The sequence below is a fragment of the Streptosporangium roseum DSM 43021 genome (assembly GCF_000024865.1).
GTDB classification, from domain to species: Bacteria; Actinomycetota; Actinomycetes; order Streptosporangiales; family Streptosporangiaceae; genus Streptosporangium; species Streptosporangium roseum.
Genome location: NC_013595.1, coordinates 7,463,867 through 7,477,650 on the forward strand (window position 1 = coordinate 7,463,867; position 13,784 = coordinate 7,477,650).

At 73.1% G+C, this 13,784-nt stretch carries 9 protein-coding genes; 6 read left to right on the top strand and 3 right to left on the bottom strand.

The annotated features are described in order from the left end of the window. Positions 1 to 63: 63 nt before the first annotated feature. A complete protein-coding gene (locus SROS_RS32735) occupies positions 64 to 1,254 on the top strand; it encodes an MFS transporter (protein ID WP_012893219.1) in 1,191 nt (396 codons plus the stop codon). Positions 1,255 to 1,352: 98 nt separating this feature from the next. Then, positions 1,353 to 2,669 (top strand): D-arabinono-1,4-lactone oxidase, encoded by a 1,317-nt coding sequence (locus SROS_RS32740; protein ID WP_012893220.1) that lies wholly within the window; start codon positions 1,353 to 1,355, stop codon positions 2,667 to 2,669. A 12-nt stretch (positions 2,670 to 2,681) separates the two neighbouring features. Here SROS_RS32740 and SROS_RS32745 read toward each other — a convergent pair whose 3' ends face one another. Next, positions 2,682 to 3,641 carry a hypothetical protein gene (locus SROS_RS32745; protein ID WP_012893221.1) on the bottom strand — a complete coding sequence of 320 codons (960 nt, stop codon included), beginning with the start codon at positions 3,639 to 3,641 and terminating at the stop codon, positions 2,682 to 2,684. Between the two features lie 577 nt (positions 3,642 to 4,218). Here SROS_RS32745 and sepH point away from each other — a divergent pair. Next, the gene (sepH, locus tag SROS_RS32750; RefSeq protein ID WP_012893223.1) at positions 4,219 to 5,838 is read left to right on the top strand and encodes a septation protein SepH; all 1,620 of its coding nucleotides are present in this window, start codon (positions 4,219 to 4,221) and stop codon (positions 5,836 to 5,838) included. Positions 5,839 to 6,110: 272 nt separating this feature from the next. Here the strand turns inward: sepH and SROS_RS32755 are convergent, their stop codons facing one another. Further along, a complete protein-coding gene (locus SROS_RS32755; protein WP_148269278.1) occupies positions 6,111 to 7,661 on the bottom strand; it encodes a PH domain-containing protein in 1,551 nt (516 codons plus the stop codon). Between the two features lie 398 nt (positions 7,662 to 8,059). Next, positions 8,060 to 8,563 carry a PH domain-containing protein gene (locus SROS_RS32760; protein ID WP_012893225.1) on the bottom strand — a complete coding sequence of 168 codons (504 nt, stop codon included), beginning with the start codon at positions 8,561 to 8,563 and terminating at the stop codon, positions 8,060 to 8,062. A 250-nt stretch (positions 8,564 to 8,813) separates the two neighbouring features. Between SROS_RS32760 and SROS_RS32765 the strand changes: the two genes are divergently transcribed. The 3 genes from SROS_RS32765 (at position 8,814) to SROS_RS32775 (ending at position 13,783) form a co-directional block, all read left to right on the top strand. Further along, entirely contained in the window at positions 8,814 to 9,782 is a 969-nt protein-coding gene (locus SROS_RS32765; RefSeq protein WP_012893226.1) for an ATP-binding cassette domain-containing protein, read from the top strand. 5 nt (positions 9,783 to 9,787) lie between these two features. After that, a complete protein-coding gene (locus SROS_RS32770) occupies positions 9,788 to 10,585 on the top strand; it encodes an ABC transporter permease (RefSeq protein ID WP_043657302.1) in 798 nt (265 codons plus the stop codon). Positions 10,586 to 10,660: 75 nt separating this feature from the next. After that, on the top strand, positions 10,661 to 13,783 hold the full coding sequence (locus tag SROS_RS32775) for a DEAD/DEAH box helicase (RefSeq protein WP_012893228.1): 3,123 nt from the start codon (positions 10,661 to 10,663) through the stop codon (positions 13,781 to 13,783). Position 13,784 lies beyond the last annotated feature (1 nt).

The window sequence follows — 13,784 nt, forward strand, 5'->3', positions numbered from 1 at the left end:
CAGCGGTTCGATACGAAATCGTCGGTACGATCTACGCCTGAGGTGTGCAAGGGGGAGCTGTCAGTGGTCGGGCCGTACCGGGGGTTGTTCAGCACTCCCGGCGTCAAGGGTTTCGTGATCGCCGGATTCGTCGGGCGGATACCGATGTCGATGCTCGGCCTCGGCATCATCCTGCTCATCGAGGCCCTCACCGACTCCTTCGCCATGGCGGGCGCGGTCGCGGCCACCGTCAACGTCTCCTACGCCGTCGCCGCGCCCCTGACGGGACGCCTGGTGGACAGGTTCGGCCAGGCCAGGGTAATCGTCCCGCTCACCCTGGCACACGGCACCGCGCTGACGGGCCTGATGCTCTGCGCGGAGTTCGGGGCGCCCGCGTGGAGCCTGTTCGCCACCGGCGTCCTGGCCGGCGCGAGCGCGGTGTCGCTCGGCTCGCTCGTGCGGGCCCGCTGGTCCCACCTGCTCGCGGGGTCCAGCAGGCTTCACGCGGCGTTCTCCTTCGAGTCGGTCGCCGACGAGGTCGTCTTCGTCGGCGGGCCGGCGCTGGTCACCGCCCTGGCCACCATGGTCAACCCCTACGCCGGCCTGATCGTCGCCCTGGTCTGCACGATCGCGGGCACCCTCGCCTTCGCGATGCAGCGCGGCACCGAGCCACCGGTCAACCGGGGCGAGAGGCACTCCGGCAGCCCGATCACCATCCCCGGGGTCGCCCTGCTGTCGTGCGTCTTCCTGGCGATGGGCGCGGTCTTCGGCTCGGTCGACCTGATCACGGTGGCCTTCGCCGAGGAGCACGGGGCCAAACCCGCCGCCGGCCTGCTGCTCGCCGCGTTCGCGGGCGGCAGCCTGGTCTCCGGCCTCTGGTACGGCGCGCGGCAGTGGAAGCTCTCGCTGCGCAGCCGGTTCGTCCGCGCCATCGGGGTGTTCGCGGTCGGCCTGACCCCGATCGCCCTGATCGGCGACGTCAGGGTCATGGCTCCGGCGCTGTTCCTCGCCGGGCTGGCCATCTCCCCCACGATCATCACCGGCTACACGCTGATCGAGCGGCTGGTCCCGGCCCGCCTGCTCACCGAGGGCATGTCGTGGGTCTCCACCTCGGTCGGCTTCGGCGTGGCGCTCGGCGCCTGGGCGGGCGGCCGCCTCACCGACGCGTTCGGCGCCTCCAACGCCTACGGCTTCTCCTTCGCCTGCGCCATACTCGCTGTGATCATCGGTGTCGGCGGCTCCGCCTGGCTGCGGACCCCTGTTCCCCAGCAGTAATCATGAGTATTGTTCACATTCGCGGAAGAAGCGAGGGTGGACCGGTAACCACAGCATGAACATGCGTGCTTCTTGACGCCGACAGGCAAGGAGCATGCATGAGCGAGATCTTCCGCAACTGGGCCGGGAACAAGTCCGTCACCCCGGCGGAGGTCCGCGCGCCCTCGTCGGCGGAGGAGGTGGCGCGGGCCGTACGGGACGCCGCCGCGTCGGGACGCCGGGTGCGCATGGTCGGCACCGGGCACTCCTTCACGGGGGTCGCGCTGACCGACGGCATGCTGCTGCGGCCGCACGCGCTGACCGGCATCCGGGAGACCGGCGACGGCTGGGTGACGGCGGCGGCCGGGACGCCCCTCAGCGTGCTGAACGAGGAACTCCACCGGATGGGCCTGGCCCTGGCGAACATGGGCGACATCACCGCCCAGACCCTGGCCGGAGCCATCCAGACCGGCACCCACGGCACCGGCAGGGACGTCGGCGGGCTGGCCGACCAGGTGACGGGGCTGGAACTGGTCCTCGCCGACGGCGAGATCGTCACGGTCTCCCGCGGCGGCACGGGGAAGATCCGCGACGGAGTGAGCGAGCAGGACCTGTTCGACGCGGCCCGGGTCGGCCTGGGCGCGCTCGGCGTGGTGACCGCGGTGACCTTCCGGGTGGAGCCGTCGTTCCTGCTGCGCAGCACCCGGCAGCCGATGACGCTGACCGAGATCCTCGGCTCGCTCGACGCGATCACCGCGGACAACGAGCACCTGGACTTCTTCTGGCTGCCGCACACCGACACCTGCCTGACCAAGCGGAACAACCGGAGCCCGGGGCCGGCCGACCCGCCGAGCGCGTTCAGGCACTGGCTGGACAACAAGTTCCTGGAGAACACCCTGTTCGGCGCCTTGTGCGGGGTCGGCGGGCGCTTCCCCCGCGCGATCCCCCGGCTCAACGCGATCTCGGCGGCGGCGCTGTCGGCCTCGACCCACACCGACACCTCGTACAAGATCTTCACAAGCGTGCGGGACGTGCGTTTCCTGGAGATGGAGTACGCCGTCCCGCGCGAGCACCTCGGCCAGGCCCTTCGCGAGACCCGCGACCTCGTGGAACGGAAGGACTGGAAGATCACCTTCCCGATCGAGGTGCGGGTCACCCCGGCAAGCGACGCCTGGCTGTCCACCGCCTACGGCAGGGAATCGGCCTACGTCGCCTGCCACATATACCGGCCGACGCCGAACCCGGCCTACTTCGAGGGCGTCGAGGAGATCATGACCAGGCTGGGCGGCCGCCCCCACTGGGGCAAGCTCCACACCCGCGACGCGGGCTACCTGGCCACGGTCTATCCCCGGTTCGGCGACTTCCGGACCCTGCGGGACCTGCTGGACCCGGAACGCGTGTTCACCAACGACTACCTGGACACCGTCCTGGGCTGATCCCGCCGTGCCTCACTGGTCGCCGGCGGGGTCCTGCCGGTCCGGCACGCCGCTGGGCAGACCGCCCTGCTCGGGGGCGACCGTCTCGCTCGGGGGCGGCGAGGCGGCCGGCTCCTCGCCGGGCTCCGGCGACGGGTCGACCTGGGTGGGGCCGGACGTCGGGGCCGAGGTCGGGTCCTGGGTGGGCGTCGCGGGAGGGGTGGGCTCCGGGGTGGGCTCCGTCGTCGGCGGCTCCGTCCGCCCGGAGTCCGCGGTCGCGGCCGGCCCGGGAGTCCTCTCGGGCGCCGACGGCGGGGGGAGCGGGCTGGCCGGCTTGGACGTCTTGACCCGCTCGGGGGCCTTCTTCCGCTCCCCCGCGCCCGGGTTGAGGCTGGTGCCCGAGCTCTGCTCGCCCTTGAGCGTGCTCGACACGGGCTGCCCGGTGAGCCCCTCGAACCCCAGGATGACCCCCATGCTCACCGTGAACGTCACCACCGCCGTCACCGCCAGCATCCAGACCTTGACACGGGGGCCGCCGGTGATCCTGGGCAGCTCGGCGGTGGCCGGGTTCACGTCCACCACGACGAGGTCGTCGAGGCTGTTGACGCTCTCCGCCGGGGCGCCGCCGACGGCCGGGAACACCGAGGTCGGGGCGTCCGGGTCCACCGGGGCGGGCCTGCCGGCCTTCCCCGCCGGGACCTCCTCCCGTACGGTGGCCTGCACGGCCGTCGCCAGCTCTCCCTTGCCCTCCACCTTCTTGGGCGGATCGTCGTCGGTCTCGTGCGCCACCAGGAGGGTGAGCTGACTGCCGGTCCGCTTGAGGTAGTGGGTGTAGACGGCCCCGCCGACCGTGCTCCCCACGCTCATCACGGCCGCACCGATCACCGTCCCGGCGACCCCCAGGTACGACGCGGCCACCGCGGCCGTCATCGTGGCCAGAGCGCCTCCCACGATCTGCGGCACGCTCAGATCGAACCTCTGCTGGCCGCCCATTCCCCGAATCAGTCCCTTCTCACAAGCTTTCGGTAAAGGGGTGCGTAAAGGCTCCCTCCGAAGAATGACGCATCCGCGTGTCCTGTTGTTCCTGTGACCTGTGCGACAGGCAGATTCGCAGACGCCCCGCGCAGCCCAACCCCGAGGGAGTACGCCGGAGATGACATTCTCCCGCCGTTCGCACCAACCGCCGCTCTACGCCACACCGGCCGTCGTGACCGCCGGTCGCGGTGACGGCACGGCCCCCACCGGCTCGCCTCCGCGCGCCCGCGGCGGCATGGCCCGCCGCCCGGAGACCGGCGGGCAGGCCTCGACGTCATCTCCTGGCTCTTGTCCCAAGTCCACGACGGCACAGGGAGTTATTCGGGAGAATCCGTCGTGGACCCTGAACGTGCTGCTCCACACCGGTACCCGTAAGTAGATGAATGGAGCAAATGTGACCGGCGTCACATCGCTGCGAGCCCCATCCAGGAAGGCGATGTTCGGACATGCCGGGTACGGTGCTGGCAGGCAACCGGCACACGCGAGAGACTCAAGGGTCCGGGGGAAGATTGAGCACGACGACGAAGGGACTCGCATGCAGGAGCTCCGACTCGTCGCGGTGAGTGAGGACGGGACCTATCTCGTGCTGGCGACAGCCGGCCGGGGTACCCGGTTCACGCTGCCCGTCGACGACCGGCTCCGTGCTGCCGTCCGCGGCAACTTCTCCCGTCTCGGCCAGTACGAGATCGAAGTGGAGAGTCCGTTGCGCCCCAAGGAGATCCAGGCCCGGATCCGTGCCGGCGAGACCGCGGAGGAGATCGCCGCCACGGCGGGCATCCCGGTCGAGCGCGTGCGTTGGTTCGAGGGCCCCGTGCTCCAGGAACGTGAGTACATGGCTCAGCAGGCGCAGCGCTGCGCCGTGCGGCTGCCGGGCGACTCCGCTCCCGGTCCCACCCTCGGCGACCTGGTCGCCGAGCGGCTGACCCGTCGCGGCGTGCCCGCCGACGAGATCGACTGGGACTCCGCCAAGCGTGACGACAACCTGTGGCGGATCAAGCTCGGTTTCGTTTGGAACGGTCACAGCCGCAACGCGGAATGGATCTTCGATCCGCGGCGGCGCCACATCACCCCGCACGACGACGAGGCCATGCGCCTGTCCGCCGGGGAGTACGTCGAGCCGGTGGAGGACTCCATCGTCACGCCGTTCGTGCCGCGCGTGGCCAAACTCGCGCCGGTGCCGCCGCTGGCGCCCGAGCCGCTGAACCAGCCGCCGGTGTCGTTCCCCTCGGTGGTGCGCAACGAGCCGCCGGCCCCGGCCAAGCCCGTCTACGCCCAGCCCGAGCCTCCGGCCGCCTATGCCCGGCCCGAGCCCCCGGCCGCCTACGAGCAGCCGCCGATGCCGCCCATCCCACCCGGATACGAGGCGCCCAGGCCCTCGGTGCCGCCGCTGCGCGCACCGGACCCGGCCGGCTACACACCGGCCAGGGCGCCCGAGCCGGTCATGCGCGAACCGGCCGCCCTGCGCGAACCGGCCGCCCTGCGCGAACCGGTCGGACCACCCGAGCCGATCGGGGCGCCCGAGCCGGCCGCCGTGCGTGAGCCGGTCAAGGCTCCCGAGCCGGTCGTGCCCGTCGCACCGGCCGACGCGCCGGAGCAGGAAAGGGCGTCCGAGACGGCACCTGTCGTGTCCGAACCCGCCGCCGCGCGTGAGCAGCTCCGTTCCCCCGAGCCCGAGCTCGAGCCCGTCACGCCGGTGGCGGCCGCCGGACCCGAGCCGGTCGTCGTGAAGGTTCCCGAGATCGTCCCCGCCGTCGCCGAGGCCGGCCCTGAGCCCGCCGGGGAGCGGCCCGCTCCCGAGCCGGAGAGGGCCGAGGCGGTGCCCGAGGCGGAGGAGCCCCCGGCTCCCGAGCCCGCGGCCGAGAAGGAGCCGCTCCAGGAGCCCTCGATAGCCGTGCCGGCGGCGCGCGTCAGCGCCGACGAGCGGCCCGCCCAGGCCGAGCCGGTCAAGGAAGGGCCACGGCAGGCCGACAGGGCGGCGGCGCAGGAGGGTGAGGCGGGCAAGCCCGCGGCGGAGAAGCCCGTCGAGCCGCCGAAACCCGCGGAGCCGCCGAAGCCGGCACCGGCGCCCGCCCGGCCCGCGAAGAAGGCCCGCGGGCGGCGCGCGTCTGTGCCGACCTGGGACGAGATCATGTTCGGCGCCCGCCGCCAGGACTGACCGCACCGCCGACAGCGGGGGCGACCGGAGAACCGGTCGCCCCCGCTTCGCCGTACGGGGGCAGCGCGGTCCGCGCACCCCAGGCGCCGCCGTACGGAGAGCTCCGGGCCGGTCGGCTACCTCGGCGCCGCCGGTACCGGGGAACTCCGGGCCGGTCGGCTACCTCGGCGCCGCCGGTACCGGGGAACTCCGGGCCGGTCGGCTACCTCGGCGCCGCCGGTACCGGGGAGGCGGGGCCGTTCCGGTGACCTCCGTTGCGACGGGCGGGAGGGTCAGGGCCGTTCGGCGGCCTCGGTCGTGACGAACGGGGCGAGCCAGCGGGGCGTGACCTCGGCGGCGAAGGCCACGCCCGCGGCCTCGCCGACGTCGATCGCCTCGTAGCCTCCGGTGCCCGCGCCCACCCCGGCGACCACGGTCAGCAGACCGGCACGGCGCTGGAACCAGGTCTGCCGCAGGGTCCAGCCGACCACGGCCCGCTCCTCCACCACGGCCTGGGAACGGCGCAGCGACCCCGACCGGACCGACAGGCGGGCCCCGTCGTAGGTGTGGCCGAGGGACCGGTAGCGGTCCAGGCCGAGCGGGACGCCCAGCAGCGCGAGGACCAGAGCGGGCGCCGCGAGCCCCCACCAGAGCGGGGACCACGCCACGGCGAGCACCGCCGCGCAGGCGGCGACCACCAGCCACGGGAAGATCGCCCGGAACAGCCGGCGCCGCCGCGCCACCACCGGATGGGCCCGCAGCCCGGTGGCGATCGGGCCGATCGCCTCACCCACCACGTCCAGCACGATGGCGCGCGGCGCCACGGGCATCAGCTGGCCCCGGGTCTCGGAGTCGCCGAGACCGGTCACGATCGCCCAGGCGCGCGCGAACCCCGTCCAGCGTTCGGCCGGCCCCTCCACCAGCTCGAACCCGCGCACCCTGCGCCGCTCCAGCGACACGCTCCGGCGAGTGACGAGGCCCCGCTCGGCGATGAGGTATCCCTCCCTGGCACGCAGGGTGAAGTCCCAGTTGAACACGGCGTACATGACCGTGCCGACGACCGGCATGGCGAGCACCAGCAGCACCAGGGCGCCGACCAGGAGAGCGGGATGCCTCCAGAGCCACTCCCCCGCGCCGACCACGGTCCGCCCGTCGATCCTGAACTCCGAGCCCCACTGGAACGCCAGGCCCACGGCACCGGCCACCAGCGCGAACGGCGTCAGCAGGTAGGCCCCCGACAGGGGACCGTAGACGAGCCATTTGCGCGGCACCACGAAGAACACCCGCTCGGGGGTCGTCTCGCCGACCTCGTGACGGGTCTCGCGGGGAGCCGTGGTCCTCGGCGGCCCGGCGGACGGGCCGGCCGCCGGTGCCGCGAGGTCCGGCCCGGCGGCCGCCCGCGCCGCCTCCTGCGCCTGGGCGCGCCGCGCCATCCGGGCGCGGGCGTGCCACAGCAGCACGGCCTTGAGCCGCTCGGCCTCCTCGACGGTCACCCCGTCGAGCTCGCCCTCCTGCTTCTCGTCGCCGCTCGCCCCGGTGTCGATCCTCAGCACGGCGATGCCGAGCAGCCGGTGCAGGGGCGGGTTGCTGACGTCGACGCCCCTGATCCGCTCCAGCGGGATCGTCCGCACCGACCTGCTGACCAGGGCCCGGGTGAGCTCCAGCCTGTCGCCGGCGATCCGGTAGGTGAAGGTCGCCCAGCGGACGGCGGCGTAGACCACCGAGCCGACGACGCCGAAAGCCGCCCACCCGAACGAGCCCGGCGAGAACCCGCCGATGAACAGGACACCGGCCAGCGGCAGGAAGAGCGAGGGCAGCATCCGGATGGGATCCGTCAGCAGCACTTTGGGACTGAGCCGCAGCGCCGGTCCGGCCGGCGGCGGGCCGTATCCCTGACCGGCCGCCGGCGGCTCGCCCTCCGGTACGGCCTGCGGGCCCGGCGGGAAGCCTCCGGGGGCCGCCGCGAGGCGGGGGTCTCCCTGGACGTCCGGCTGCCCGGGAGGGCTCTGGTGTCCGGAAGGGCGTTGGTGCTCGGGAAGACTCCGGTGTCCGGAAGGGCTCTGGTCCTCGGGGAGGCTCTGCTGTCCGGAAGGGCTCTGGTGTCCGGAAGGGCTCTGGTGTCCGGAAGAACTCTGGTGCTCGGGAAGGCTCTGCTGTCCGGAAGGGCTCTGGTCCTCGGGGAGGCTCCGGTGTCCAGAAGGGCTCTGGTGGTCGGAAGGGCGTTGGTGCTCGGGAGGCTCGGTCACGTGGCGTCGTCCCTCAGCTCTTCGGCCCGCCGTGCGAGCTCCTCGGCCAGGGCGGCGGCGACCTCGTAGTCGAGACCCTTGATCGTCGACGACCCCGCGTGGGAGGCGGTGCGGATCTCGACCGTGGCCAGCCCCAGCGTCCGCTCCAGCGTGCCCTGTGTCTTGTCCACCGTCTGGATCCGGCTGACCGGGACGAACGCCCACTCCCTGCTGATCCATCCGGAGCGGGCGTAGACCACGTCCCCGCTGAACTCCCACCGGTGCACGGCGTAGCGCCAGAACGGCTCGACGATCGCGGCCGGCACGACGAGCACCGCCACCGCGATCGGCAGCCACCAGATGCCGTCCACCGTCCAGGCCGGCAGCCAGGACCACCGGTCGGCGTCGATCCACCGGGCCAGGAAGAACGATCCGCCGACCAGGACGACGGCCCAGAAGACCTGTTCCAGCAGCCACAGCGTGACGGCCTTGCGGGAGACCGGGTTGGCGGGGGCGCGCAACGGGACACGACCGCCGGGGGGACGCTCGCCGTTCCCGCCCGCCCGGTCCGCCGCCGCGGCGCCACTCGTGGCATCCCTGTACTCATCGGCTCGGTCGCTCACGCTGTCAGCCTAAAGGGTCGTGTCCGGGCGGGCGGACCGTCGTGTCAGCGATCTGTCAGCGGGCTCCGGCCGGATCAGCCGCGGGATCAGAGAAGTGTCAGTGGGACGGTGCACCCTGGTGACCGATCACTAGGGAGAGGTGCCGATCATGCGATATGCCATCCAGGCCGAGGGGCTGGTGAAGCGCTACGGGGAGACCCACGCGCTGGACGGGGTCGATCTTCTCGTGCCCCAGGGCCGCCTGCTCGGCGTCCTGGGGCCGAACGGGGCGGGCAAGACCACCGCCGTGCGGATCCTGGCGACGCTGCTCCGGCCCGACGGGGGCACGGCCTCCGTCGGCGGGTTCGACGTGACGAGGCAGGCCCACCAGGTGCGGTCGCTGATCGGCCTCACGGGCCAGTACGCCGGGGTCGACGAGACGCTCACCGGGGTGGAGAACCTGGTGATGATCGGCCGCCTGCTCGACCTGTCGCGGGCCGACGCCAGGGCCAGGGCGGCCGAGCTGCTGGAGCGGTTCGAGCTGACCGGCGCCGGGGGCCGGGCGGCGAAGACCTATTCGGGTGGCATGCGCCGCCGCCTCGACCTGGCCGCCAGCCTGGTCGGGCGGCCCCAGGTGCTGTTCCTCGACGAGCCGACCACCGGTCTCGACCCGCGCAGCCGTACCGAGCTGTGGAGCGTGGTGCGCGACCTCATGGCCGACGGGGTGACGGTGCTGCTCACCACCCAGTATCTGGAGGAGGCCGACCAGCTCGCCGACGACATCGTGGTGTTCGACCACGGCAAGGTGATCGCCTCGGGCACCTCCGACGAGCTGAAGGCGACCACCGGGGCCCAGGTCCTGGAGGTCCGGCCGCTCCGGCCGGACCATCTCGACCTGGTCGTCCAGGTCGTCTCCGACGTCATCGGCGAGGCCCCCGCCGTGACCGGCGGGAAGGCCGTGGCGTCGGTGCACGACCCCGCGGTGGTGCCGGCGATCGTGCGGCGGCTGGACGACCTCGGGGTCGTCGCCTCCGAGCTCTCGCTGCGCAAGTCCAGCCTCGACGAGGTTTTCCTGGCCCTGACCGGCCATCCCGCCGAGGACAAGCCCGCCGACGCCAAGGAAGAGGTCTTCGCGTGACCACGATGACCGTACCTGCCCCGGCGCCGGCCAAACGGGCCGGCCTGTCGGCGGGGATCCGCCAGACGATGACGCTCACCTGGCGCAGCCTGGTGCAGATCAAGCACAACCCCATGGAGCTGCTCGACCTGAGCGTGCAGCCGGTGATGTTCCTGCTGCTGTTCACCTACGTGTTCGGCGGCGCCATCGCCGGGAGCACCGAGGACTACCTGCAGTTCGCGCTGCCCGGCCTGGTCGTGCAGAACGCGCTGTTCGCCACGTTGACCACGGCGATCGGCCTCAACACCGACATCACCAAGGGCGTCTTCGACCGGCTGCGCAGCCTGCCGATCGCCCGCACCGCGCCGCTGGCGGGCCGGATCATCGCCGACACCGCCAAGCAGCTCTGGGCGCTGTTCCTGTTCCTCGGGATCGGCACGATCCTGGGCTTCCGGATCCAGACCGGCGTGGCCGGCGTGCTGGGCGCGGTGGCCCTGCTGCTGGCCTTCGCACTGGCGATGTCCTGGATGTCGGTGCTCATCGGCCTCAAGGCGAAGGACCCGGAGAAGGTGCAGATCTTCGCGTTCTCCCTGATGATGCCGCTGACGTTCACCAGCAACGCCTTCGTGCCGACCGACACGATGCCCGGCTGGCTGCAGGTCTGGGTGGACGTCAACCCGGTGACGCAGCTCGCCGACGCCGTCCGCGGGCTGCTGATCGGCGGCGAGGTGGCAGGGCCGACGATCAGCTCGCTGCTCTGGGCCGTCGCGCTGGTGGTGGTCTTCGCCCCGCTGGCGATCCGCGCATTCCGCGGCCGGGCCTAATCTGTCGGGAGCGCGGAGACCGCGGGCGGCGGCCGGCCGTGGCGGGAACGCGCCGTTGAGAACTGAGGTGATCGCGTGCTGGTGGTCCATGGCGCCTGGGTGGACGGGCAGCTGGGGGTCTGGGCGGAGGACACCTCCCGGGCCCCCGCGCCCGCCTCCCGTGCCACGCTCCGCCCCCATCCTTTCGCCGCCCCCGCGGCCGTCCTGGCCGCGGCCCTCGGCGCGGCCGTCCCCGGCGGAGCCCCGGTCCCGGGGGAGACGGCTCCCGGGCCGGCGGACCCGGGGTTCCCCGCGGGGGCCGGGGAGGGCGAGCTGACCCTCCTGCTCCCCGGCTCGGCCGGGGGCCCGCTGCCCTCGCCCGAGTCCGGGCTGACGAGCTCGGCGCGGAGCCCGAGGATCTCCGCCTGGCGCGTCCCCGCGCTGCTGCTCCGTCCGGCCGACGCGCTCTCCCTGCTCGCCTCCCCGGCCGTTCTGGACGCCGGGGCGGGCCCGTCCGGGCTCGACTCCGACGACGCAGCGGGGCCCGGATGGGGTCCGGGCCTCTCCCTCCGCTACTTCGCCGTGGTCGCCGAGCACGCGCGCGGCCTGGTACGGCGCGGCCGGATCCTGCCCCGGCTCGTGGTGGAGGGCGGCGGCCACGCGGCCCGCTGGCGGCCCGTGCTCACCGGCGCCGACGCGACGGCGCTGCGCGACCTCGCCACCGCGATGCCGCCGGTCTGCAGGGCGGTGGGCGAGGAGCGCCCGTCGGCCGACGTGCTGCGCGAGGCCCTGAACGGCCTGGCGGACGGCGCGGCGCGGCTGTCGCTGCCCGACCGCCTCATCCTCGGCCACCGGCCGGGGCCCAAGGCGCCCCTGCCCGACCGCTGGCTGTACGCGCTGACCGGCGAGGACGCCGCGCTTCCCGCCGCCAGGTCCGCCGAGGCGGCGGCGCTGTCCGGCGCGCTCGACGGGTGGTCCGCCTCGGCGCACGAGCTGGACGGGCCGGTCCGGGCCTGCTTCCGGCTCATCGAGCCCGCCGGGGAGGACGCCTCCTGGAAGGTGGAGTTCGGTCTCGCCCCCCGCGTCTCCCCGGCCGGCTCCGGCCGCTCCCCCGACGGGCCCGGAGAGGCGGACGGGCAGGTCGGATACCTGTCGGCCGACCAGATCAGGGCCGGCGAGAGGGCTCCCTGGCTGCCCGAGCGGCCCGAGGAGGTCCTCCGTGCCGACCTGAGCCGGGCCGTCCGCCTCCATCCCGACCTCTACAGCGCGCTGCGCGACCCCGAGCCGTCCGGCCTGACCGTCGAGACGGCCTGGGCCTTCTCCTTCCTCCGCAACGGCGCGCCCATGCTGAGAGCCGCCGGTTACGGCGTGCGCCTGCCGGCCTGGGCGGGACGCCAGGGCCTGGGGCTGAAGCTGACCACGCGCACGGTCGCCGGCGAGGAGGGGTTCGGCCTGGACCGGCGGGTGAGCTTCCGGCTGGACGTGGCCATCGGCGACCACACGATCACCGGGGAGGAGCTGGCCGGACTGGCCGAGCTGAGGATCCCCCTGGTCCAGGTCAAGGGGCAGTGGATCGAGCTGGACGACCAGCAGCTCAAGGCGGCTCTGAAGGTCGTCGAGCAGCGGGGCGGCGGCGAGCGGACCGTGGGCGAGGTGCTCCGCGAGGTCGTGGACGGCGGCGACGACGAGCTGCCGCTGGTCGCGGTGGACGCCGACGGCCCGCTCGGCGACCTCCTCTCCGGCGAGGCCGAGCGCCGGCTCACCCCGGTCGCGGTGCCGCGGACCCTGGAGGGGACGCTCCGCCCCTACCAGGAGCGCGGCCTGTCGTGGCTGAGCTTCCTGTCGGGCCTGGGGCTGGGCGGCATCCTCGCCGACGACATGGGGCTCGGGAAGACCGTGTCCACCCTTTCCCTGCTCCTGTCCGAGCGCGAGGGCGGCGCCCACCCGCCGACGCTGCTGATCTGCCCGATGTCGCTGGTCGGCAACTGGCAGAAGGAGGCCGCCAGGTTCGCCCCCTCGCTGCGGGTCTACGTCCACCACGGCGGCACGCGCAAGCGGGACGGCGAGCTGGCCGGGGCCGTGCGGGAGGCTGACCTGGTCGTCACCACGTACGGCACGGCGCTGCGGGACCTGGGGGCGCTGGCGGCCCTGGAGTGGGGCAGGGTGGTCTGCGACGAGGCGCAGGCGATCAAGAACAGCGCGGCGCAGCAGTCGCAGGCCGTGCGGTCGATTCCCGCCCGCACCCGGCTGGCGCTGACCGGCACCCCGGTGGAGAACCACCTCTCCGAGCTCTGGTCGATCATGGAGTTCTGCAACCCCGGGCTGCTCGGCCCGGCCAAGCGCTTCCGCAGGCGCTACCAGGACCCGATCGAGACGCGGCGCGACGAGAGCGCCACCACGGCGCTGAAGCGGGCCACCGGGCCGTTCGTGCTGCGGCGGCTCAAGACCGACCGGTCGATCATCTCCGACCTGCCGGAGAAGCTGGAGATGAAAGTGTGGTGCACGCTCACCCGGGAGCAGGCGGAGCTGTACAAGGCCGTGGTGAACGACATGCTGGACAGGATCGACGGCTCCCGGGGCATCGAGCGGCGGGGCAACGTGCTGGCCACGATGACCCGGCTCAAGCAGATCTGCAACCACCCCGCCCACCTGCTCAAGGACGGCTCGCGGCTGGCCGGCCGGTCGGGGAAGCTGGCCCGCCTGGAGGAGCTGGCCGAGGAGATCGTCGAGGAGGGCGACAAGGCCCTGGTGTTCACCCAGTACACCGAGTTCGGCTCCCTCCTGCAGCCCTACCTGGCCGCCCATCTGGACCGGCCGGTGCTGTGGCTGCACGGCGGGCTGCCCAAGAACAGGCGCGAGGAGCTGGTGGAGCGCTTCCAGCGCGACGACGAGCCGATGCTGTTCCTGCTGTCGTTGAAGGCGGCCGGGACCGGCCTCAACCTGACCGCCGCCAACCACGTGATCCACGTGGACCGGTGGTGGAACCCGGCGGTGGAGAACCAGGCGACCGACCGGGCCTTCCGGATCGGCCAGACAAGGAACGTCCAGGTCAGGAAGTTCATCTGCGTGGACACCCTGGAGGAGCGGATCGACGAGATGATCGAACGGAAGAAGGCACTCGCCGAGAGCGTGGTCGGCGCCGGCGAGGACTGGATCACGAACCTGTCCACCGACCAGCTGCGCGAGCTGTTCCGCCTCGGCCCCGGGGCGGTGAGCTGAC

Excerpts from the sequence above, each read along its gene's own strand:
- SROS_RS32740 (WP_012893220.1), top strand. The coding sequence starts at position 1,353 with ATGAGCGAGATCTTCCGCAACTGGGCCGGGAACAAGTCCGTCACCCCG.
- SROS_RS32745 (WP_012893221.1), bottom strand. The coding sequence starts at position 3,641 with ATGGGCGGCCAGCAGAGGTTCGATCTGAGCGTGCCGCAGATCGTGGGA.
- sepH (WP_012893223.1), top strand. The coding sequence starts at position 4,219 with ATGCAGGAGCTCCGACTCGTCGCGGTGAGTGAGGACGGGACCTATCTC.
- SROS_RS32765 (WP_012893226.1), top strand. The coding sequence starts at position 8,814 with ATGCGATATGCCATCCAGGCCGAGGGGCTGGTGAAGCGCTACGGGGAG.
- SROS_RS32770 (WP_043657302.1), top strand. The coding sequence starts at position 9,788 with ATGACCGTACCTGCCCCGGCGCCGGCCAAACGGGCCGGCCTGTCGGCG.